The following is a 23,183-nucleotide window of genomic DNA, read 5'->3' as shown; positions in this document are numbered from 1 at the left end:
AACCAATTCCTGGTAATTTTAATTAATTTAACATTCTGATATAAAAATAAAGTTCTGTTTTGAGCAACAAAAGTATACAGCACATGCTCTTGGCAGGGGCGTTTTTTGCCATCATGAATGCCATGGTGAAATACATTTCCCACCTGCCTGCCATTGAAATCATCTTCTTCCGCTCCCTTTTTAGTTTGGTCTTTACATACTTTTTCCTCAAAAGGAAGCGTATCCCGCTATTTGGAAATAATAAAAAGCTATTAGTATTAAGAGGAATAGCCGGATCTATCGGCCTGATAGCATTCTTCTATACCCTGCAGAACATGCCCTTGGCGAGTGCAGTCACCATACAGTACCTTTCGCCGATATTTACCACGCTGCTGGGCATAGTGATTGTCAAGGAGAGAGTAAAACCCATGCAGTTTATTTATTTTGGAATTGCCTTTGCCGGGGTGTTGATGATCGAAGGTTTCGATCCCAGGATTTCGACTTGGTGGATGTTTGTCGGGATTCTGTCGGCGCTGTTTTCTGGCTTGGCCTATAATATCATACGCAAGCTCAACGTATCGGAGCATCCCTTGGTCATCGTTTTTTACTTCCCATTAGTTACGCTGCCGTTGGTCACGTTGATCAGTATTTTTACCTGGGTACAGCCACAGGGCTGGGATTGGGCTATTTTGTTGGGAATAGGTATCTTTACACAACTTGCCCAATATTACATGACCATGGCGTATCAAAATGCCCAGTTGTCCAAAGTGGCAAGCCTCAAATATATCGGGATCGTATATGCCCTAGGATTTGGTTTCTTTTTGTTTGGCGAGACCTACGACCTTCTGATCTATGTGGGAATGTTTATGGTTTTGGCCGGCGTGATTTTAAACTTGAAAAATAAATGAAAATAACCAAAGACCTCTACCAGAGCTCCCTGGCACTTTTGACTGATTTTTACCAGCTCACCATGGCCTATGCCTACTGGAAATCCGGAAAAGCGGAAGAGGAAGCCGTCTTCAACCTTTTCTTTAGAAAAAACCCCTTTCAAGGTGGCTTTACCATAGCCGCAGGGCTGGATTATGTGATCGATTATTGCCGCAATTTCCATTTTGACGAGCAGGACCTTTCCTACCTCGGGCAGATGAAAGGCAAATCGGGCGAGGCCATGTTTGAGGTTGCTTTTATCGACTATCTCAGGGAGATGAGATTCTCCTGTGATATAGATGCGGTAGAGGAAGGATCGGTGATATTCCCAAACAGCCCCCTGATCAGGGTGAAAGGCCCATTGATCCAATGCCAGCTTTTGGAAACGCCCTTGTTGAACATCACCAATTTCCAGACCCTAATTGCTACCAAGGCTGCCCGGATTACCTTGGCAGCCAAGGGGGAGGACGTGTTGGAATTTGGCCTTCGGCGTGCCCAGGGGATAGACGGTGCCTTGGCGGCCAGCAGGGCGGCCTACATAGGCGGTTGCTCGGCCACTTCCAATGTGATGGCTGGCAAACTCTTTGGCATTCCGGTTTCGGGTACCCATGCGCATAGCTGGATCATGTCTTTTGATTCCGAGATAGAAGCCTTCAAAGCCTATGCTGAGGCCCTGCCCGACAACTGTGTGTTTCTGGTGGATACCTATGACACAATTAAAGGAGTGGAGCATGCCATTGAAGTGGGCAAGGCCCTGCGGGAAAAGGGAAAAGAAATGCTGGGCGTGAGGATTGATTCCGGAGATTTGGCCTACTACAGCAACCGCGCAAGGCAAATGCTCGATGAGGCCGGCTTTGAAAATGCGAAAATTGTAGCCAGCAATGACCTGGACGAACATATTATGTTTTCCCTAAAAGTGCAGGAATCTTCCATCAACGTATGGGGGGTGGGAACCAAACTCGTAACAGCCTACGACCAACCGGCCTTGGGGGCGGTATACAAGCTTTCGGCCATCAAAAAAGAAGGCAAGTGGATACCCAAAGTCAAAGTATCACAGCAATCCATCAAAATAAATATACCAGGCTTTCACAATGTGCGCCGATTCTATAAAAACGGGGTAGCCAATGCAGATATGATTTTTCTTGAAAATGGAACTAACGACAAAAAGGAATTTCTGCTAATAGACCCCATAGACCCCACCAAGCGCAAGAAAGTAGGTAAGGACTGGGACAGTGAAGTCTTGCTGAAAAATATTTTTGTAAAAGGGGAAAAGGTGTACCAAAGGCCCGATATTCACACAATCAGAGAAAACACCAAGGCGAATCTGGCCAAATTTGACAAAGCCCACAAGCGGCTGGTCAACCCACACATTTACGCTGTGGGGCTTGAAGAAACACTTTATAACTTAAGAACATCATTGGTGTTAGAAGCCAAGGCAAAATAATGGAAGAAAGAAAGATAATATTTAGCACCGTTGCCTATCAATACCTTCAGGATCAGGTTTTGGAGTTGGGGGATTTTGAAAAAGGGGAAGTAGAAGTCAAAACTTTTCCTGACGGGGAGAGGTACCAGCGCATTCTGACTACCGTAAGGGGCCGGGATGTGGTATTAATCGGAGGCACGGTGAGCGATTCCGACACCTTGGAGATTTATGACTTGGCCTATGCCTTGATCAAGTTTGGGGCAAGGTCCATCTACTTGGTTTTTCCGTATTTTGGCTATTCCACCATGGAAAGAGCCGTGAGACCCGGCGAGGTGGTGACAGCCAAATCCAGGGCGGTGATGTTTTCATCCCTTCCCAGAACCAGCCTGGGCAATAACTTCATCTTCTTTGACCTGCACACGGAAGGCATACCCTATTATTTTGAAGGGCAGGCTTTGCTCAACCACATTTACTGTAAACCGATTGTTACTAGGGTAGCCCGTGAGTTGGCAAGTGATGGCTTTGTGATGGCCTGTACCGATGCGGGAAGGGCGAAATGGGTGGAATCCTTGGCCAACGACATGGGGGTAAATGCCGCGTTTGTCTTCAAGAGAAGAGTGAGCGGGGAGGAAACCGAAGTGACTTCCATCAGTGCCGATGTGGCGGGCCGGGATGTGGTAATCTATGACGACATGGTGCGCACCGGCGGTTCATTGGTCAACGCTGCCATGGCCTATAAAGAGGCAGGAGCTCAAAAGATTTTCACCATCACTACCCATGGGCTTTTCAACAATTACGCAATTGAAAAAATCCGGGACAGCGGGGTGATTGAAAAAGTAATCACCACCAACACCTATCCTCAGACCAACGACCACAACGGGTTTTTGCAGATAGAAAGTATAGCTTCATTGATTGTGGAAAGATTAAATATGAAATGATATGAAAGCATTAATTATCGTAGACGTTCAATATGATTTTTTGCCTGGAGGAGCTTTGGCTGTAAAGGAGGGCGACAAAATCATTCCTGTGATCAATTCGCTTCAGCCCAAGTTTGACCTTGTCGTGGCCACCCAAGACTGGCACCCAGCCGACCACGGAAGTTTTGCGAGCAACCATCCGGGCAAAAAGGTGGGGGATTTCATCAAACTGGGAGGAGTAGACCAAATCCTCTGGCCCGAGCACTGTGTGCAGGAAAGCCCAGGAGCCGAATTTCATGCAGATTTAGATAATAGCTACTGGGCCAAGGTTTTCAGAAAAGGAATGGATCAAAACCTGGACAGCTACAGCGGTTTTTATGATAATAACCGAAAGCAAGACACAGGGCTTGCCGCATACCTGAAGGGCAGGGGAGTGGATGAAGTGGTTGTCGTGGGACTGGCCGCCGATTACTGTGTAAAGTTTACCGTGCTGGATGCCATCCATGAGGGATTCAAAACCACTCTCATCAAAGACGCCACCAAGGCCGTAAATATACAGGAGGGCGATTTCGATAAAGCCCTTTACGAAATGCAACAAGCCGGCGCTCAAATCATACTTTCTGACAATTTTTAACCCGCGGGCAGGCATCGGTGTAAATGGGCCACAAAGGCCACCAAGTTTTCACGAAGTTTCACAAAGGCCACTTCGCGGAGAAAAATTTAAAAGTTTGAGAAAAAAGTGTAAAGTAAACTTAGGGCCAGACACCGACATCCGACCCGCCTCAGCGTGCAGGCATCCGACATCGGTCATCCGACATCTCACATACAAACACAAAAAAACATGCAACTACCCATTATCCAAATCGACTCTTTTACAGACACCCCATTTGCGGGGAATCCTGCCGCGGTATGCTTGCTTCCTGCGCCTATCAGCGAAGAGGGCATGCAGTTGATCGCTGCCGAAATGAACCTGAGCGAAACAGCTTTTTTGCAGCAAACTGGCGAAAACAGCTTTGGTTTGCGTTGGTTTACCCCCACCACCGAGGTGGACTTGTGCGGGCATGCCACCTTGGCCTCGGCTTTTATGCTGTATGAGGAGGGAGTGGTAGCATCAGATGCCGAACTCCTTTTTGATACCCGAAGCGGGATGCTGGTAGTAACCCGGTCTGGGGACGAGATCGTCATGGATTTTCCCCTGATTGAGACCAGAGCGCAGATCCATCCTGCTTTTGAAAAGGAGTTCTGCGGAAAAACCGTGGCAGGGGCAGCTACACTCAACGGGAATTGGATTATAGAATTGGAGAGCTATGATGAAGTGGAAAGCCTGCAACCTGATTTTGCCCAGATCGCTGAGCACAGCGAAGAAGGCATTATTATCACCGCCAAAGGGGACGACAAATACGATATATTTTCCCGCTACTTCGCCCCAAATATAGGCGTGATGGAAGATCCCGTGACGGGCTTTGCCCATTGCGCCCTGATAGACTACTGGCATAAGAAAACTGGAAAGACGGCATTGAAGGCCTATCAAGCAAGCCAACGCGAGGGCGAGATGCGACTGGAACTCCACGGTGACCGGGTGAAAATCTACGGCAAAGCCATCAAAATATTCGAAGGCTTTATGGAGGTTTAAGTCTAGAGGTTTAGTGTCCCGTGGCACATCACTTCGTTATATGCGCCACGGGACTGTTTAGGAGTTTAGGGGGCGATGTGTAATTTCATCCCAATTAAGCGAGCACTTCAGCTACTTAGAAAACCATCGTCCTAAAAATACTTTACTTAGTACCTAGTACTTAGTACCTAGTACAATATCAACTACCTTCTCCGCTTTCTGTAATATCTAAATATCACTATCATAAATATAGGCAGCAATATCACGGGCCAATAGGTGAGGAAAAGATCCGAAAGGTCCTCGTCGGCCGTTTCTCCTTGTGCAAATAAAATCAAGGGCAACACTGCCAAAAGTGTAAATAATAGCGATTTTTTCATATCAGGTGTTTATTGGTCTAGCCACTCTACCCCCTCAATTTCAAATATCAGCTTCGGTCCAAAGAGTTGTGCTGGTGTAAAATACCCATAAGTTTCCTTCAATTCCAAGACTTTCTGGGAAATAAGTACGGCCAGTTTAGCAGTAAGCAGATATGTCTCCGGCGTCTTAAATCTCAGCTCCACGGTGTCCTCCATCCGGTGATTGGTAGCTTTGCCATATACCAGGGCGATCCCCTTTTTGTTCTGCTCAGGGGTGGGGCCACTGAAGTTCTCGTCCACGTATTCCTTGATCATTCCTTTCACCCAGGAGTTTTGAAGGATTGGGTTGATCAATAATTGGGCTTTTAGCAGGTTATATGTCGTTTTTGAAACAGCCGAATACACTTCTATATTATCAATCCCTGTAGAAGTATAGGCCGTGGAGATATCGCCCCAGGGGATGGTCATGGCCCAGTTTTTCTTCATGCCGAAATGGATTTCCTTTCCCTCATGGCCTACGGGTACATTTTCGATTTTGCCGTCTTTGCGCACAGCGCCACCTTTGCCGAGGCTTTCCACCATCGTGGCCATGGTACCGTGGGACATAGCCCCGCCTAGGCCCATAAAAGCCAATTCCAAATGGGTGGCTTCCGGTAGCTTTTCCTTCAAAAAATTGGCCATACAGTCAGTAGGTACCACATCAAATCCTACCCCTGGCAGCACAATGATCTCGTTGTCTTTGGCCTGAAGGTCAAATTCCTTGGCCATCTCAAAAACCTCGATCTCCCCAGTGATGTCCAAATAATGGGTTTGGGTAAGCAGGCAGGCTTCGATCAAGTGCTTGGCAGTATGGATAAATGGCCCGGCACAGTTTAGCAAGACTTTTACACCACTGATGGCATCCACGATTTTGGGCACATTGTCGAGTGAAAACACCTTGTATTCCAGGTCGTAAGTAGCTGCAAGTGACTTTACTTTGCTTTCAGATCGGCCGGCGACGATAGGTTTCAGTCCTTTCAATACGGCTTGCTCCACTACTAGTTTTCCTGTATATCCCGTTGCTCCGTAAATAAGAATTGACATAGGCTGTTGGTTAGAGTTAATTTAAAAATAACGATTTTAATGAAGAATGGAAAGAGAAGATTGAGAAAATAGGATGCCATAAAGAACACTTATTAAGTCCTTGCGGAAAACATCCCGGGTATGAGACTTGTTGAAAATTGGCTATATTGTAGTGGTTTTTACATTTTAACATTAAAACATGAGCACAACTGTTATTTTGATAATTGTGGCGGTGGTTATAGGAATCTTTTTGGTTTCCCTTTACAACCGCCTGGTATCCCTGAGACACAACCGGGAAAATGCATTTGCCGACATTGATGTCCAACTCAAGCAAAGACATGATCTAATCCCCCAACTCGTCAGCAGTGTGAAGGGCTATATGGAACATGAAGCCGGAGTGCTGACCCGGGTGACTGAGGCGCGGGCCAAAGCCATGGGGGCATCAACGATTGAGGGGAAAATATCAGCTGAAAAGGAGCTAACCTCCGCCTTACAGGGTTTGCGTGTCTCAGTGGAGGCATACCCTGACCTGAAGGCAAATACCAATTTCCTCCAATTGCAGAATGAGATTTCGGATGTTGAAAACAAACTTGCAGCTTCCCGTAGGTATTTTAACTCTGCCACCCGCGAATACAACATTGCTGTGGAAAGCTTTCCTTCCAATATTGTGGCCGGGATGTTCGGCTTCCACAAAGAGCCTATGTTTGATGTTGGCGAAGACAGACAGAGACTGGACCAGGCACCTGAAATAAAATTCTGATTCTATGGCAGAGAAGTTTGTGGGTATACAAACCCAGATTTATAGAAACAACCTCAAGTCGACATTTCTGTTGATGGGATTCCCTTTACTGATTCTTGCTGCCGTATATGCCTTTTTCTACTTTATGTTGGCCGACCAATATGGGCAGCGTGACGTGGGCATAATCAACGATGCCTTTGTGTCTACCATCCCGGGGGTATTAATTGCCGTGGGGATCTGGTTTGGCATTGCTTACCTGATGCACAACCGCATGATCAGCAAAGCGGCAGGTTCCAGGCCCCTTACCCGAAAGGAAAACATGCGGGTGTACAACCTGACCGAAAACCTCTGCATCAGCAAGGGCATGAAGATGCCAAAAATCAACATCATAGAGGATCAGGCCCTGAATGCATTTGCCAGTGGGATCAATGAAAGCACCTACACAGTGACCCTGACCAGGGGCATTATGGAAAAGCTCAACGACGAGGAGCTGGAGGGGGTCATCGCCCATGAGCTGATGCACATCCGAAACCGGGATGTGAGGCTATTGATAGTTTCCATCATATTCGTCGGGATTTTCTCCTTTGTAGCCCAGATCCTTTATCGCAACATGCTGTATGGGAGCATGATGGGAAGAAGGAGGGACAAAAACCAAAACAACGCCATGTTGATCGCAATGGTGATTGCTTTTGTGGCGTTTTTACTCTCCATGGTCTTTAGATTTGCCATATCCCGCAAACGGGAATACATGGCGGATAGCGGCGCGGCCGAAATGACCAAAAACCCCAGAGCCCTGGCTTCCGCTTTGCGGAAAATATCGGGCAACTACCAGGTGCGTTCGGTTAAAAGTGACGATGTGGCCGAACTATTCATCGAGAACCGCCCCGATAAGTCCTCCGGCCTGATGGCCGCCATCACCGGCCTCTTCGCCACTCACCCGCCAATTGAAAAAAGGATTAAGTTCTTGGAACAGTTTTGATTGTGGTTTAGACGTTTAGTCGGCCTGCGGCCTGGTTTAGGGGTTTAGAAACCGCAAGCGGGGAGGAGGATGTGAGGTGGTTTCGCGCGAAGGGCGCTAAGAGGTCGCAAAGGGCGCGGCGTGTTGGTGTACTTCAATTTCTTTTTCGATCATCTTGGTCCTTGATCGAAGATACAGGGCACGAGCTGGTTTGAAGGTTTAAGGTCCAGAAGGGAATAGCTGCGCTGGATTCCCTTCTGGACTGATTAATGGATTAAGAATCTGGAGTATCTTACGTTAATCCAATAATCCATTAATCCATTCAACCTATTCATAGATTCGCGAAGCGGTTATCGGGAAATACCCCTGCCTTTGCCGGCAGGCTCTTAAACAGCGTAACAAACTTGAAAAAAATAAAGATAGACACCTTTGTATTGGCAATCATTGCCGTGGTGATAATAGCATATTTATTCCCTGAATGGGGTTCGCAAGGAAGCCAAGTGCCATTGGATATGGTTGCCAGCATTGGGATTTCCTTAATATTCTTCTTTTATGGGCTCAAACTCAGTCCGGAACGGATAAAAACAGGTCTAAAAAATTGGCATCTCCATATCCTTATCCAATCTGCTACTTTCCTGGTTTTTCCATTGATCATTATAGCTTTTCAGCCGTTTCTGGAAAGGCTATTTGACCACAAAATATGGCTTGCCTTCCTTTTCTTGGCAGCCCTCCCGTCTACGGTTTCTTCTTCAGTGGTAATGGTATCAATGGCCAAAGGGAATATTCCAGCCGCTATTTTTAATGCCAGTATTTCCGGACTGATCGGAATAGCCATCACCCCGCTTTGGGTAGGGTTATTCCTGAACCAAACCTCCTCAGACTTTAATCTTCAGGGTATTTACATCAAACTCCTGACAGAAATTTTATTCCCCGTTGTATTAGGATTGGGTCTACAGCGGTATTTTGGGGGGTATGTGCTAAGTTACAGCCGGCAGCTGGCATTATTTGATAAATCCATCATTTTGATCATTATCTATAAAAGCTTTGCCGAATCATTTGAGGAAAAGGTGTTTACCTCAGTAGTGGTGATGGATTTAGTAGGTATCACCTTTACGGTGGTTTTACTCTTCTATTTTGTATATCTGTTAATTGGACTCTTGAGTAAAAAATTAAAATTCTCTATAGAAGACAGGATTACGGCTCAATTTTGTGGCACCAAAAAATCCCTTGTCCATGGTACTGTGTTTTCAAAAATCCTTTTCAAGCATTCTGCTGCTATTGGGATAATCTTATTGCCTCTCATGCTCTTTCATGCCATACAGATCTTTATCATCAGTATTATTGCTTCCAGTATGGGCAAAAGAGAAGTTGACGGAAGACCGAAGCCTGTTATCCCTTAGGGTTAAACTTGGCCCGGTTGAGGCCGAAGAAGCAGACCCAACCAGCACAAACCCTGAATAGTCAGTTTTATCGCCATACAGGTGCATTTGCGGATATACTTACTGCTTTATATGCCTAATCATTATCATGAAGCTTCATGAGAAATACTCCGGCTATAAATTCAAAGAGCAAGGTAACACCAATTGCCAGAAGCACCTCCTCCGGATTTTGATCCTGATTTGCCCCACTTGTGATACTGTAAAGCAAGTAGGCAGCAAAGAGTATGAGTGCCACCAGTATTGTTGTGGCTATATATTTTGTTTTTAAAGTCATTATCTTAGTGGTATATATATGACTTTGTCAAAAACCTTACCATATATGAATGTAACAGGATGAGGCGTTGGTTTCACGTCATNATTAGCCGATTGGCAAAGCCCCGGTTAGAATTCATAATTCCATTCCTAATGATGTTTTTCGCTGCATTTTTTGCTTTTTTGAATGACGCACCCCATTGGTGGGAATACGCTAAGGCTCCAATCATAGCGCTTTTAATTACTTTCCAGGTATTTAGTATTTGGGAGAACTGGCAGTTTAAAAAGGTGATTAAAGAAGAAAAGCAAAGGCTGGAATAGTACCTTACGTTAATCCATTCATCTATTCAACTGTTTTTCTAAGCTTCTTCACCGTACCCTTTCGTGATTCCCGCTTAAGCCGCGATTCTCGTCCGGTGGGCAGGAAGGTGGGTTAGAAGGTTATTCGGCCTGCGGCCTGGTTTAGGGGTTTAGAAATCGCGAAGCGGCGAGGAGGATGAGGCGTTGGTTTCACGCCACGCGCGCAAAGAGAACAAATTACGGTCCCTGAGCGAAGCCGAAGGGATCGGCGAAAATGACTCCCGATGTCCACGGATTGGTTTAATGGTTTAAGGTCCAGAAGGGAATGGCTGCGCTGGATTCCCTTCTGGACTGATTAATGGATTAAGGGGAGGAAGTACCTTACGTTAAACCCTTAATCCATTCAACCCTTCAACTTTTTTATTCCCTAACCTCCTAAACCTCCTGATCCCGAAGGGATGATCGGGAAATAACCCTCTAAACTGCGCGGTTTAGAAGGTTATTCGGCCTGCGGCCTGGTTTAAAGGGTTTAGAAATCGCGAAGCGGCGAGGAGGATGAGGCTTTGGTTTCACGCCCACCTCCCGGAGATGGCTCACTCTAGAGTTGTTTAAAACAGCCAAAAGCTGCAACTAGCAAACAATCAAAAAGTAGCTTTTTTTATTTGACTTTTTTAATTTTCATTACCCTGGTATTACCCCAGTTTTAATTAATAATCACCAATGATAATTGGTATGGCAGATTTGAATGGATTGTCCCAAATTGGGGGCAGTAATCAATATAATTTGTCAAAAATGTTTAATAGAAGAAATTTTCTTAAAACCTTAGGTCTATCGGGGGTCGGACTTACAGGTTTTGGCTGGAGCACAGCAAATGGTTCAGATCTACTAGTGCCCAATTCCCAATTGACCTATAAACCTATTAGAGTAAGGGGGAAAGTGTCATCTCCTGAGGGCGCGCTAGCCGATGTGGTAGTTTCGGATGGTAGAAATGTTGTCGCCTCCCAGAAAGACGGAACCTATGAGCTCATATCTACCAGTGACCGTGAGTTTGTATTTGTAAGCCTGCCTTCTGGTTATCAAATTCCAAAATTGGACAACGGGTCGGCCAATTATTTTCACAGGCTGGATCCCCGGAAGGATGAGCAACAGGTTCATTTTAAACTGGAGCCTACTCTTCAGTCTGATGAAAACCATCACTTTATGGTTTTGGCCGATACCCAGATCCAGAATGAATATGAGGCCGAGCAGCTTCTGACTGTTGCAGCAGTCGATGTGAAGCAAACTGTAGATCGCATAAGTGATCCTAATATGTTTGGAATTGGATGTGGTGACCTTGTCTTTGACAAATTGGAGCTATTCAAGGATTATAACCAATCAGTGCTAACCACTGGTGTTCCCTTTTTTCAGGTAATAGGCAATCATGATATGGATCTAAATGTAAGAACTGATCAGCATAGTGGTCAGACATTTAAAAGCCTATTTGGTCCCACCTATTATTCTTTCAATCGGGGCGAAATCCATTACGTGGTGCTTGATGATGTCTTTTATCTAGGGGCCGATAAAAAATATATAGGCTACATTGATGAAGAACAATTGTCATGGCTTGAAAGGGATTTGGCTTATGTTGAGAAAGGTAAAACTGTAGTGGTTTCTTTGCACATCCCCACTTATACTGGTGCTGTGACTAGGTATCCCGATAGAGATACTTTGGGTGGTACAGTGAGCAATAGGCAACACCTCTATAAATTGTTGGAGGATTATCAGACCCACATTATGTCTGGACATACGCATTTTAATGACAACATGGTGATGGGTGATAAGCTATTTGAACATTGTCATGGTACCGTGTGCGGGGCCTGGTGGTCTGGCCCGATCTGTTATGATGGTACGCCAAATGGCTATGGCGTTTACAAAGCCGAAGGTTCTTCCTTAAGCTGGCAATATAAATCAACCGGTGAGGATATTGACTGCCAAATGAGAGTAGGGCGGTCCCACCCTGAATTTGCTGGTGAAATAAATGTGAACGTATGGAACTGGGATCCTTCCTGGGAGGTGTACTGGATGGAAGATGGTATCCGAAAAGGGCTGCTTGATAGAAGAACTACTTTAGACCCATTAAGTGTGGATCTTCATTTAGGTCCTGAGCTACCTTCGAGGAGAAAATGGGTGGAGCCCCAGCTTAATGATCACATGTTCTTCTTTACTCCCCAAGATGCAGCTTCATCCATTGAGATAGTAGCTAAAGATAGATTTGGACGAGAATACAAAGAAAAATTGGTTTAATATGCTCATAGCTTCTGTCCTGTGGATAGAAGCTATTTTTTATTGAGTTACCCATATCCTCCATTGCATTAGTAAGACGGTTAGACTGCCTGTTCATGGTTTATATTTAGAATGGCCCTCTTCTTCGGTCATCGGTCTTGTGTCCCTAATTATAAAATGAAATTGGTTACAGACATCAGTGCGGATAATTATGAATTCCATTTAAATACACTCTTCTACATGTTATTTCCCAACTCTGAAAAACAATTCAACCTTCTCTTTGAGGAGCACTGGCAGTTGCTATATAAGGCGGCTTATAGTCGGATACCTGATCAGGTAGTGGTGGAGGATATTGTCCAGGATATCTTCATTGACATCTGGAATCGTAGACACCAAATCAGTATTAACACCTCCATAAGGGCCTACCTGCTCACGGCAGTAAAATACAGGGTATTAAAATATTTGGACCAAAACAGCCACCATTATTTTGTAGACGTTTATGAGATGGAGATTGAAGGAAAAAAGGAGGACTTTGCCTTTTCCATGGATGAGCTGTATACCCAGCTGGAGGTGGCCTTGGGAAAATTACCCGAAAAAAGCAGGTTGATTTTTAAAATGAATAGAATTGAGGGCTATTCTGCCTCAGAAATTGCCGAAAAGCTTGATTTGGCTCCCCAGACGGTTCAAAATCAGTTAAGCAGGTCTCTTAAAGTGGTCAGAGGTGAATTGAGCCATCTTGCGCCGATGGCTGCGATGGTACTTTTGAAAGTTTATAGCGTGGGGTAATTCAGATTACCTAACTTATTTTTTTGATAACATATACTTAATCAATTTTCAAGGTAGTGACAGCTTCCAATCGGAACTCTATAAGTAGAAGCTGATACTATGAAAATTAATCCAAACATACAGAGTTTAATAAAGCGTGCGCTACTAAACCGATTGTCCGAAAAGGAGTGGGAAAAATTAAACTCCTGGTATGAAAGCCAAGAGAAAGAGGAGCTTACCATACATGACCATCTCCAGAGAAGTACCCCCAAGATTAAACAGAATTTATGGAAAGGGATTGAGTCCAAAATAAAGCGGGAAAGCAGGCTGGAGTATTTGCGTTATTCAGGTATTGCTGCCTCGGTCTTAATTATCTTCAGTCTAGCCACCCTTTTTTACAATCCCTTCACCATTGAGGATAAGAATCTTGAAGCCAAAAATCGAACAGTAGCCAATGGCATTGGGATGACCAAAACGGTTTTGCTTCCCGACGGTTCCAAAGCCACCCTTTTTCATAATACTTCCATTAATTTCCCGGAGGGCTTTTCAACCAATAGGGTAATTGAGTTAAATGGAAAGGCATTTTTTGAAGTTGAGCCAGACCCCAGCAATCCATTCCAAGTCCTGTCCGAGGGGATTCTAACCGAGGTTTTAGGTACCTCTTTCCAAGTAGACGGTCCAAAAAAGGCTGTTTCCGTGAAAACGGGAAAAGTTCAGGTACAGAAAGAAGGAAATGATTCACTGCTTTTTGAAGTTCCAGCCAGCCATTGGTTCAGACTTGTAGAAAACCGGGGGGAGGTCAGGGAGTTGGAAAATGCAGATTTAGAATTTGGTTGGCTGGAAGGTCAGCTCCATTTTCAAAAGGCTTCCATGGAAACCCTCACCCATACTCTGCAGGAATGGTACGGTGTTCAGATCTATTCAAACGCGGAAAAAGTCGACTGCCAATTAAGCGGCGAATTTAAGAAGCAGACTCTAGAGGACCTTTTGATTGCCATACAATATAGTATTCCATTAACCTATAAAATTGATGACTCCCATGTAAAAATCCAATTTAATCCCTGCTAAGAATCAAAAAAGGGACTGTTGCAGCAGTCCCTTCAAGCCCCAGCATTAATCTGTCAAATTTAAATTACTAGAACATTCAAATTTATGAAAAAAAAATTACAAGGCTCATTAAAACACTTGATAATGAGATTATTTTCACTTCTATTACTGCTTTGCATGGCCCAATCCCTAGTGTGGGCCGAAAACAGTAATGCCCAGAGACTGGATAAAATCCAGATCCAGGTTTCTGGCAAGAAACAGTCAGTAGCTGCCTATTTTCAGGAAATAGAAAAGCAGAGCGGATTTAGGTTTTCCCACGAAAGTAAACTGAATCTGGATCAGGTGATCGATCTGGATAAAGGGACCTACTCTGTCGAAAAGGTGTTGGAAGGCATTTCCGGTAAATCTACCTTGAAGTTTAAGCAGGTAAACCACACCTTGGCCGTAAGCCAGAAAAGTACTTCGGCAGCTACCTCGAAAGAAGAGAGACGAATCCGAGGAAGGGTAGTCGATAGAGAAACGGGAGAGCCTTTGCCGGGCGTCAATATTTTGGTAAAAGGTACAAACAAAGGTACAGTCACAGATATTGAAGGAGTTTATACTTTAATGGTTGAACAGGGTGATATCTTGGTGTATTCCTATATAGGGTATCAAAAAAGGGAAGTGGTCATCTTAAATCAAGAAGAGGTTAATATCCAACTTGATATGGATGACAGTGATCTCCAAGAGGTCATAGTGACGGCCCTGGGTATCAAAAGGGAGGAGAAAGCCCTTGGATATGCTACTCAAAAAGTAAGCGGCGAGGAATTATTGGATGCCAGATCTAACAACTGGTCTGATGCACTTATTGGTAAAGTTGCCGGTTTGAATGTGCTGTCAGCGGGATCAGGTCCGATGAATTCATCCCAAATCAGTCTCCGGGGTGACAATTCCCTGAATCCAAATGGAAATGCGGCCCTAATAGTAGTAGATGGAGTGCCCCTTAATAGTGGACTGACCTCCTCAGGGGTGGGAAGTGCCTATGGTGCAGGTTCCGGTAACGATGTGCCGGTGGATTTTGGAAACGGGATTGCGGATTTGAATCCAGATGACATTGAAAACATCACCGTTCTTAAGGGAGCAAGCGCCACTGCCCTCTATGGTAGCCGTGCTGCAAACGGGGCATTAATCATCACTACTAAAAGTGGAAAAAGTACACAGAAAGGATTGGGTGTTACTTTCAACAGCAACGTGAGTTTTAATGATGTTTTGCGCTGGCCTGACCGCCAATACGAATACGGTCAAGGTACAGGCAGGGCCTTCAATGCCGATGGCCAACCTTATTATTCTTATGGAGCATCAGAAGATGGAGCAAACACAGGCGGTACCAGCAGTGCCTTTGGTCCCCGCTTTGACGGCCAATACTATTATCAATATGATCCTGCCACACAAGCGCAATCCTTGGAGAGGCAACTTTGGAGACCCTATGAAGATAATGTAAAGGGATTTTGGCGAACTGGATCCACCATTACCAATAGTGTGGCTTTGGAGGGCAGTACCACTACCAGCTCAATGAGAGCTTCCTTTACCCACACCAAAAATGAGTGGATCATGCCCAATACGGGATTTGAAAGGTATGTGGCGGCCCTGAGCGTGAATCATCAGATAAGCAGTCGGCTTCGATTGAATGGAAAAGTAAACTTTATAAATAAGAACAGTGACAATCTTCCCGCCACTGGCTACAATAACCAGTCTATAGCTTACTTTATGATCTTTCAAAACCCGAACATCAGTTTGGATGCCTATAGACCTATCTGGCGCCAAGGAATGGAAAATGTCCAGCAATTAAATCCCTTTAGTAGCTTTATCGACAACCCTTATCTCATAGCTTATGAGATGACCAATTCAGTTAACAACAATACGGTGATTGGTAGCTTGAGTTCGACATATGAATTCAATGACAAATTTGACTTCATGTTCCGCTCCGGCATTGCGATGAGCCAGGAGGAAAGAGAGCAAAGGAGACCTTTCAGCACAGCAAATTTCCAAAGAGGCTATTTTAGGCAGCAGGATATCAAGAATTATGAAATCAATACTGATTTCCTTTTTTCTTACAAAGAAACTCTCGGTGAAAAAATGGACCTCAGAGCCAGTGTAGGGGGTAACCAGATGGTGAGAAACTATCGCATGATGGCAGCAGAAGTAGACGGGCTAGTTATACCAGGAGTTTTTGCCTTGAGCAACGGAATCAATAATCCTATGCTTAATTCCATAACTAGCAATAGAGTAATCAATTCCTTGTTTGGATTGGTCTCTTGGTCATTTGACGAGAAGGTTTATGTGGATGTTTCCGGCCGAAATGACTGGTCAAGCACCTTGCCTCAGCAAAATAGAAGTTTCTTTTACCCTTCAATCAGTACCAGCTTTATCGTATCTGATATGGTGGATCTGCCTAGGGCGATATCTTTTGCCAAAGTCAGATTGTCTGGTGCCCAGGTGGGGAATGACACCGAACCCTACCGTACCAGTAAATACTATGGGCAAAGTGATTTCCCAGGTTCGGCTTCGGTGCCTACACTTTTATATAACACCGATTTTAGACCAGAAACAAGTACCAGTTATGAGGCTGGCTTGGAGTTGATCTTCTTTAACAGAAGATTAGGAGCCGACCTCAATTTCTATCACACCGTAACCGACAATCAGATTTTGGAGGTGCCTATAGATATTACCTCTGGATTCTCAAGAGCTATATTGAATGCCGGAAGGGTGAGAAACCAAGGAGTTGAACTTGTATTGAACGGTTCTCCGATTGTGACAAATACCTTTAAATGGAATACGTTTGTCACTTGGGCTAGAAATGACAACCGGGTATTGGCACTTGCCGATGAGGTGGATGGGACTCAGGTGATAGGCAGGGGAGGTACAGCTTCTGTCATTGCTGAGGTAGGAGGGACCACCGGAGATATTTATGGATTTGGCTTTGTGCGTGCTCCAGATGGACAAATTGTCTATAATGCCAGCACGGGGTTGCCTGAAAGGCCCCAGGATATACAGTATATCGGAAATGCCTATGCCGACTGGAAAGGCGGTATCCGAAACGAGTTCACTTATCGCAATCTAAGGGCAAGTATTCTCTTTGATGGGCAGTATGGTGGAATAATATATTCCCAAACACATCATAAGATGGCAGAACAAGGTAAACTGACCCACACACTTCGAGGAAGAGAGGATGGTTTCATTATAGGTGAAGGCGTAGTGGATAACGGAGATGGGACATTTTCCCCAAATACAACACCTGTGGAATTGCCCGCTTATTATGCAGATTATTATAGAAGAGCCAATATTGAATCCAATTCATTTGATGCCTCTTTTATAAAACTTAGGGAATTGAGGTTTGAATATAATGTTCCCACCAGGTTTTTGGAAAAATGGTTAATCGAAAGGGCAGCGATTGCTGTATATGGTAGAGATCTGGCCATGTGGACAAATTTCCCAATGTTTGACCCCGAAACGGCTGCTCTAAATGGAGGAACATTACTTCCTGGTATAGAGATGGGCCAATTACCTACTCCCCGAACCTTTGGTGTCAACCTTACCCTTAAATTCTAATCTTACATTCCATGAAAAAACTAAATACATTTATAATGGCCTTGATATTGGGCTTAGGATCATTTTCCTGTGTATATGATTTTGATGAACTGAATACCAACCCAAACTTGGTCGACCGAATTAGTCCCGGTACTTTGTTGAATCCAATAATTTATGGGGTAAGTAGTTTTAATACTTCCCGAGCGGATGCCTTTACCTTTCAATTGATGCAGGTGGCTTTGCCATTTCCGAGTGCAGCAGGAGGAGTGCATCGCTATGATATAACAGAGGCAGCTGGAAACTCTACCTGGAATACCTACTACAGGTGGTTGATTAACATCAAGGAAATGGAAGCATCAGCGATTGAAAATCAAGATCCGAATTATGAAGCCATAGCCCTGACTTTAAGGGCCTGGGTTTATAGCCTTTTGACGGACAGTTTTGGGGATGTTCCTTTCCATGAAGCCTCAAGAGCTGAAGATGGAATTCTCAGGGCAAAATTTGATGGGCAAGAAGAAATTTATGCAGCCTTATTGGAGGGACTTGAAAGGGCCAACAGTCTGTATGATCTACAAAGAAGCATGATATTCGGGGAGGATATATTGTTTCAGAATAACGTGTCCAAATGGCAGAAATTCACCAATTCACTGCACCTTAGGTTATTGATGAGGATATCGAACAGGGAAGAAACAGGTGCCCTTTCCAAAATGGCCCAAATTATTCAGCAGCCTGAGCAATACCCTGTATTTAATTCAAGCGATGACTCTGCTATCCTGCGAATCACAGGCGTAGCTCCGAACCTTTCACCTTGGGGTAGAGCTATTGATTTCACGACTTTCAGGGCCATGTCCGAATTTTTCATTGATAATCTGAATGAGTTAGAGGATCCGAGAAGATCAAAGTTCAGCATCCAAGCCAGGGATTTGGATGGACAAACGGCCATTGGATTTAAGGGAATCCCTAGTGGATATATCAGCAATGAGTCAGCATTTGAGTTTATTCCCAGCAACCATAATATTGCCTTGGTACAAGTGCCCATGATCAGCTTAATAATGACGTATGCCGAAGTTGAATTTATCAAGGCGGAATTGGCCCAAAAAGGAGTAATCTCCTCCAATCCTGAGGCACATTATCAGGCCGGTGTAGAGGCTGCTATGAATCATTGGGGGATTGACCTTCCTTTGGGTTACTTCGATAATCCAGCTGCCTCCTATGATGGGACGTTGGAACGAGTAATGCTTCAAAAGTATTTGGCCTTATATTTTAACGATTATCAACAATGGTTTGAGTACCGCCGTACAGGTTACCCTGTACTTCCCAAGCAGCCAGGTATGTTAAACAACCAGCAGGTCCCTGTAAGATTCCGCTACCCTGTAGATGTGCAAATTCATAACCGATCAAATTATCAAGAGGCAGTAGCGCGTATGGGAGGCGATGACATCAATACTAAAGTATGGTGGGAAAAGTGAATTGATATTTAGAATTTATGTTTACTTTAACCATCTAAGTTTCGCTATAGCGATTTACTTAGATGGTTATTTTATTTTTTCTCTTGTGAACTTTCTTAACTGCGTGGTTTAGGAGGTTATTCGGCCTGCGGCCTGGTTTAGGGGTTTAGAAATCGCGAAGCGGCAAGAATGATGAGGCTTTGGTTTCACGCCCACCTCCCGGAGGGCAGGCGGAGACGCAAAGGGAAAGCGCAATGTAGAGATTGGGACTCCTGGTTTTTCTTAGCCTCATCGGACGCTTGACAACCACGGATGGGTTTAAAGGTTTAAGGTCCAGAAGGGAATAGCTGCGCTGGAGTCCCTTCTGGACTGATTAATGGATTAAGGAGCGGAAGTACCTTACGTTAATCCATTAATCCATTCAACCCTACAACCATTTCACGGGTTGGTATAAAGGTTTAAGGTCCAGCAGGGATTAGCTGCGCTAGAGTCCCTTCTGGACTGATTAATGGATTAGGGAGCGGAAGTACCTTACGTTCATCCATTAATCCATTCAACCCTTCAACCTTTTCACGGGTTGGTATAAAGGTTTAAGGTCCAGAAGGGATTAGCTGCGCTAGATTCCCTTCTGGACTGATTAATGGATTAGGGAGCGGAAGTACCTTACGATAATCCATTAATCCATTCAACCCTTCAACCTTTTCACGGGTTGGTTTAAAGGTTTAAGGTCCAGAAGGGAATAGCTGCGCTGGATTCCCTTCTGGACTGAGTAATGGATTACGGAGCGGAAGTACCTTACGTTAATCCAGTAATCCATTCAACCCTTAAACCTATTTCATAGATCCCCGCAGGGATGATCGGGAAATAACCTCCTAACCACCGTAGTTTATGAGTTTATTCGGCCTGCAGCCTGGTTTAGGGGTTTAGAAATCTCTACTCCCTAACCTCATGTAAAGTCGGTTCAGTGATGCCTTTTTGGGAGAAAAAGTCCTTGTTTATCATGAAGTGCATTTCCGTCATTTCGTTGAGGTATTTTTCGATTGGCTCTAGACCTACCGACTTTCTTCTTTCATTTACAGTTTCGGGATTGGCCAACGGTTTGGGATAGGCTTGGCATATGTTGGCTCTGTAGGTCACCTGGGTGCCGTAAATCTGTTGTTTTCCGGTGTTAAGGTTTACCCTATCCACAAGCATTGCATAGTAGCTGGGGTCTGCGTTTCCCCGGTCCACTTCAACTTTCATTTTCCTTAACACCCGGTTTTGGAATTTGGGGTTATGGTCGGCATGTTGGGCCATTAGCCAAAAATTCATGGAGCCTTTTTTGCCCACCAGGTCGTAGCCCGGGAATCCATGTTGCTTGAAAATTTTTTCAAGAGCTTTGGCATGGGTGGCGAAGACACTGTCTTCAAAAACCTTCCATTCCTCCTGGGTCAAATGCTGGTATCTGTCATTGGGAACAGGGCCTGCCGCAATCTGGTCAATCTCTGCCATCCTAGCCAAATCATCGGCTAAATCCTGGTTGAACGGGATCTGAGTTGATTGGGTAAGGGTATTCTTTTCCGTACAGGCAGCTAGTAGAATTGCTATGAATAAAATTTGAAGATTTGTTTTCATTTTATAACCGAAAAAAGTTGGATAAGTGGAAGGCTATAAAAGTAGGTATAAAATACTTAGAATGATATGAACCGAAGTTAAAGGCTCTTAAATTTTTAAACACTATGATAAACCTTATCCTGCAAAAGTCAATGTTGGCCACAAAGTCGCTAAGAACTTCATCCAAACTGCTTCTATATATATGTAGTTTAGAAGGTTATTCGGCCTGCGGCCTGGTTTAGGGGTTTAGAAATCGCAAGCGACGAAGGTGAGGGTTTGGTTTCACGCAAAGGGCGCGAAGAAGGTCGCAAAGGCCGCAAAGTTTTTGGAGATGGTTTAATGGTTTAACGTTCCGCATGGATTATGGAGCGAGGTCCCAAACGTTTGAGCGAAGTCGAAACCGTTTAAGACTTCTTCTCTTCAAGCATCCTCGGTGGCCGAGCGAAGCCTATAATAAGTACGAAAAACGAAGTACGATGGAGAAAGTTGGTTGAAGGGTTTAAGGTCCAGAAGGGAATAGCTTCGCCATATTCCCTTCTGGACTGATGAATGGATTAAGGAGCGGAAGTACCTTACGTTAATCCCTTAATCCATTCAACCCTTCAACTTTTTTATTCTCTAACCTCCTAAACCTCCCGATCCCCGCAGGGATGATCGGGAAATAATCTACTAACCTACGTAGTTTAGGAGTTTATTCGGCCTGCGGCCTGGTTTAGGGGTTTAGAAACCGCGAAGCGACGAGGAGGATGAGGCGTTGGTTTCACGCCCACCTCCCGGAGGGCAGGCGGAGACGCAAAGGGAAAGCGTAATGTAGAGATTGGGACTACTGGTTTTTCTTAGCCTCACCGGACACTTGACAACCACGGATTGGTTTAAAGGTTTAAGGTCCATAAGGGAATAGCTGCGCTGGATTCCCTTATGGACTGATTAATGGATTAAGGGGAGGAAGTACCTTACGTTAATCCCTTAATCCGTTAAACCCATCAGCCTATTCCGCAGGCCCTTAAACCCACTTACATTCCCGCAAGCTTCTCGATAAGGTCGGCGGTTCTGTTGGAGTAGCCGGCTTCGTTGTCGTACCAGCCTACTATTTTGACCAGGGTGCCGTTGGCGGAGGTCATATCGGCATCGAAGATACAGGAGTGGGGATTGCCCACAATGTCGATGGAGACAATTGGGTCTTCTGTGTATTCCAGGATGCCTTTCATAGGCCCTTCGGCAGCCTGCTTCATGGCGGCGTTGATTTCTTCTTTGGTCGCCTCCTTTTTCAGCAATACGGTAAGGTCGGTAAGTGAGCCATCTGGAACAGGTACTCTCATGGCCACGCCGTCAAGTTTTCCCTTGAGCTCGGGAAGTACCAATCCCACTGCTTTGGCGGCACCGGTGGTGGTTGGGATGATGGAATAGGCCGCGGCTCTGGCTCTTCTCAAATCCTTGTGCGGGGCATCCTGCAAATTTTGGTCTGAAGTATAGGCGTGCACCGTGGAGATGTACCCCTTTTCTATTCCGAAGGTATCGTTTAATACTTTGGCCATAGGGGCCAGGCAGTTGGTGGTACAGGAGGCATTGGAAACGATCTTTTCATCGCCTTTAAGAATTTCCTCATTGACACCTAAAACCACTGTTGGGATGTTGCCTTTGGCAGGGGCAGAGATGACTACCCGCTTGGCGCCAGCTTGTAGGTGCCCACCGGCTCCTTCTTCGTCCACAAATCGGCCAGTAGATTCCAATACCACATCTATATCCAGTTTTCCCCAGGGGAGGTTTTTGGGCGCACGCTCGGCATAGATATCAATTTTGCGGCCATTGACTAGAATGCCGCCTTCGGTGTTTTCCACTGTGCCGGCAAACCGGCCATGCACAGAATCATATTTGAGTAAATGGGCTAGGGTAGTGGGATCCGTAAGATCATTGATAGCTACCACTTCCACATTGTCTTTTTGCAGTAAAGCCTTAAAAGTGAGTCTTCCAATACGGCCAAAGCCATTAATTGCAACTTTTACCTTCGTCATTTCTGTTTATTTGTCTAATTCGGTTGTTCAAAACTTTTGCGAATTTACTAAAGATAGGGCGCATTCACTAGCCTAAAATATTTGAAGCTAGCAATCAGTGAATTAAAGGAAAAGTACAATTATTTTTTAGCGTAGTTTTGGATTGTGAAAAGAACCCTCTATATTTGCATCACCATTCGGAAATGACAAGAAAACAATTCTAAAATGGTCCGTTCGTCTAGGGGTTAGGACGCATCCCTTTCACGGATGAAACACGGGTTCGATTCCCGTACGGACTACTTAATTTCTTGTCTTTCCAAATATGGTCCGTTCGTCTAGGGGTTAGGACGCATCCCTTTCACGGATGAAACACGGGTTCGATTCCCGTACGGACTACGACAAAATGATGTTTATGCATCATCGTTCGGATTGCCAAAAGCATGATGAATTTTTGTTTTATGGTTGTTAGTGGTTAAAGTGAGTGAAAAATCCCAATCTTTTAGGTTGGGATTTTCATTTTTACACGTTTTGCTAATTTATCACAAA

General features: G+C 44.8%; 18 protein-coding genes and 2 tRNA genes. 15 read left to right on the top strand and 5 right to left on the bottom strand.

What is annotated here, in order from left to right; all coding sequences use genetic code 11:
* The first annotated feature begins 83 nt into the window (after window positions 1–83).
* The 5 genes from KI659_RS14565 (at window position 84) to KI659_RS14545 (ending at window position 4,879) form a co-directional block, all read left to right on the top strand.
* Window positions 84–887 carry a DMT family transporter gene (locus KI659_RS14565; RefSeq protein ID WP_213946109.1) on the top strand — a complete coding sequence of 268 codons (804 nt, stop codon included), beginning with the start codon at window positions 84–86 and terminating at the stop codon, window positions 885–887.
* Window positions 884–2,350 (top strand): nicotinate phosphoribosyltransferase, encoded by a 1,467-nt coding sequence (locus KI659_RS14560; protein WP_213946090.1) that lies wholly within the window; start codon window positions 884–886, stop codon window positions 2,348–2,350. Before KI659_RS14565 ends, KI659_RS14560 begins: the two co-directional genes overlap by 4 nt.
* Entirely contained in the window at window positions 2,350–3,267 is a 918-nt protein-coding gene (locus KI659_RS14555) for a ribose-phosphate diphosphokinase (protein ID WP_213946089.1), read from the top strand. The genes KI659_RS14560 and KI659_RS14555 overlap by 1 nt, the downstream gene beginning before the upstream one ends.
* A gap of 1 nt (window position 3,268) precedes the next feature.
* Window positions 3,269–3,880, top strand: a complete 612-nt coding sequence (pncA, locus tag KI659_RS14550) for a bifunctional nicotinamidase/pyrazinamidase (protein ID WP_213946088.1) — start codon at window positions 3,269–3,271, stop codon at window positions 3,878–3,880.
* Between the two features lie 207 nt (window positions 3,881–4,087).
* Entirely contained in the window at window positions 4,088–4,879 is a 792-nt protein-coding gene (locus KI659_RS14545) for a PhzF family phenazine biosynthesis protein (RefSeq protein WP_213946087.1), read from the top strand.
* A gap of 182 nt (window positions 4,880–5,061) precedes the next feature.
* On the opposite strand, the gene KI659_RS14540 is transcribed toward KI659_RS14545, so the two are convergent.
* Together KI659_RS14540 and KI659_RS14535 are read right to left on the bottom strand one after the other, a co-directional pair.
* Window positions 5,062–5,235, bottom strand: coding sequence for a hypothetical protein (locus KI659_RS14540; RefSeq protein WP_213946086.1), 174 nt, complete (start codon window positions 5,233–5,235; stop codon window positions 5,062–5,064).
* 9 nt (window positions 5,236–5,244) lie between these two features.
* Window positions 5,245–6,297, bottom strand: coding sequence for a saccharopine dehydrogenase family protein (locus KI659_RS14535; protein WP_213946085.1), 1,053 nt, complete (start codon window positions 6,295–6,297; stop codon window positions 5,245–5,247).
* A 178-nt stretch (window positions 6,298–6,475) separates the two neighbouring features.
* Here KI659_RS14535 and KI659_RS14530 point away from each other — a divergent pair, with 178 nt between their 5' ends.
* From KI659_RS14530 to KI659_RS14520, 3 genes are all read left to right on the top strand, one after another.
* On the top strand, window positions 6,476–7,036 hold the full coding sequence (locus tag KI659_RS14530) for a LemA family protein (protein WP_213946084.1): 561 nt from the start codon (window positions 6,476–6,478) through the stop codon (window positions 7,034–7,036).
* A gap of 4 nt (window positions 7,037–7,040) precedes the next feature.
* Window positions 7,041–7,994 (top strand): M48 family metallopeptidase, encoded by a 954-nt coding sequence (locus KI659_RS14525; protein ID WP_213946083.1) that lies wholly within the window; start codon window positions 7,041–7,043, stop codon window positions 7,992–7,994.
* A gap of 383 nt (window positions 7,995–8,377) precedes the next feature.
* Window positions 8,378–9,373, top strand: a complete 996-nt coding sequence (locus tag KI659_RS14520) for a bile acid:sodium symporter family protein (protein WP_213946082.1) — start codon at window positions 8,378–8,380, stop codon at window positions 9,371–9,373.
* 115 nt (window positions 9,374–9,488) lie between these two features.
* Here KI659_RS14520 and KI659_RS14515 read toward each other — a convergent pair whose 3' ends face one another.
* Window positions 9,489–9,686 (bottom strand): hypothetical protein, encoded by a 198-nt coding sequence (locus KI659_RS14515; protein WP_213946081.1) that lies wholly within the window; start codon window positions 9,684–9,686, stop codon window positions 9,489–9,491.
* Window positions 9,687–10,756: 1,070 nt separating this feature from the next.
* Between KI659_RS14515 and KI659_RS14510 the strand changes: the two genes are divergently transcribed.
* The 5 genes from KI659_RS14510 (at window position 10,757) to KI659_RS14490 (ending at window position 19,074) form a co-directional block, all read left to right on the top strand.
* A complete protein-coding gene (locus tag KI659_RS14510) occupies window positions 10,757–12,247 on the top strand; it encodes a calcineurin-like phosphoesterase C-terminal domain-containing protein (protein ID WP_213946080.1) in 1,491 nt (496 codons plus the stop codon).
* A gap of 156 nt (window positions 12,248–12,403) precedes the next feature.
* Entirely contained in the window at window positions 12,404–13,012 is a 609-nt protein-coding gene (locus KI659_RS14505; RefSeq protein ID WP_246535426.1) for an RNA polymerase sigma-70 factor, read from the top strand.
* A gap of 153 nt (window positions 13,013–13,165) precedes the next feature.
* Window positions 13,166–14,059 (top strand): FecR family protein, encoded by an 894-nt coding sequence (locus tag KI659_RS14500; protein ID WP_213946079.1) that lies wholly within the window; start codon window positions 13,166–13,168, stop codon window positions 14,057–14,059.
* 123 nt (window positions 14,060–14,182) lie between these two features.
* Complete coding sequence (locus KI659_RS14495) at window positions 14,183–17,626, top strand: SusC/RagA family TonB-linked outer membrane protein (protein ID WP_246535425.1); 3,444 nt, start codon at window positions 14,183–14,185, stop codon at window positions 17,624–17,626.
* Between the two features lie 11 nt (window positions 17,627–17,637).
* Window positions 17,638–19,074, top strand: a complete 1,437-nt coding sequence (locus KI659_RS14490; protein ID WP_213946077.1) for a SusD/RagB family nutrient-binding outer membrane lipoprotein — start codon at window positions 17,638–17,640, stop codon at window positions 19,072–19,074.
* A gap of 912 nt (window positions 19,075–19,986) precedes the next feature.
* On the opposite strand, the gene KI659_RS14485 is transcribed toward KI659_RS14490, so the two are convergent.
* Both KI659_RS14485 and gap read right to left on the bottom strand, forming a co-directional pair.
* Window positions 19,987–20,667: a DUF6624 domain-containing protein gene (locus KI659_RS14485; protein WP_213946076.1), complete on the bottom strand. Its 681-nt coding sequence runs from the start codon at window positions 20,665–20,667 to the stop codon at window positions 19,987–19,989.
* A gap of 992 nt (window positions 20,668–21,659) precedes the next feature.
* Window positions 21,660–22,658, bottom strand: a complete 999-nt coding sequence (gene gap / locus KI659_RS14480; RefSeq protein ID WP_213946075.1) for a type I glyceraldehyde-3-phosphate dehydrogenase — start codon at window positions 22,656–22,658, stop codon at window positions 21,660–21,662.
* A 206-nt stretch (window positions 22,659–22,864) separates the two neighbouring features.
* Between gap and KI659_RS14475 the strand changes: the two genes are divergently transcribed.
* A tRNA-Glu gene (locus KI659_RS14475) sits at window positions 22,865–22,936 on the top strand.
* 25 nt (window positions 22,937–22,961) lie between these two features.
* A tRNA-Glu gene (locus tag KI659_RS14470) sits at window positions 22,962–23,033 on the top strand.
* Window positions 23,034–23,183: the final 150 nt, after the last annotated feature.

Source organism: Litoribacter ruber, from assembly GCF_018449405.1.
GTDB lineage: Bacteria > Bacteroidota > Bacteroidia > Cytophagales > Cyclobacteriaceae > Litoribacter > Litoribacter ruber.
This window is presented reverse-complemented; position numbering and strand designations above follow the sequence as displayed.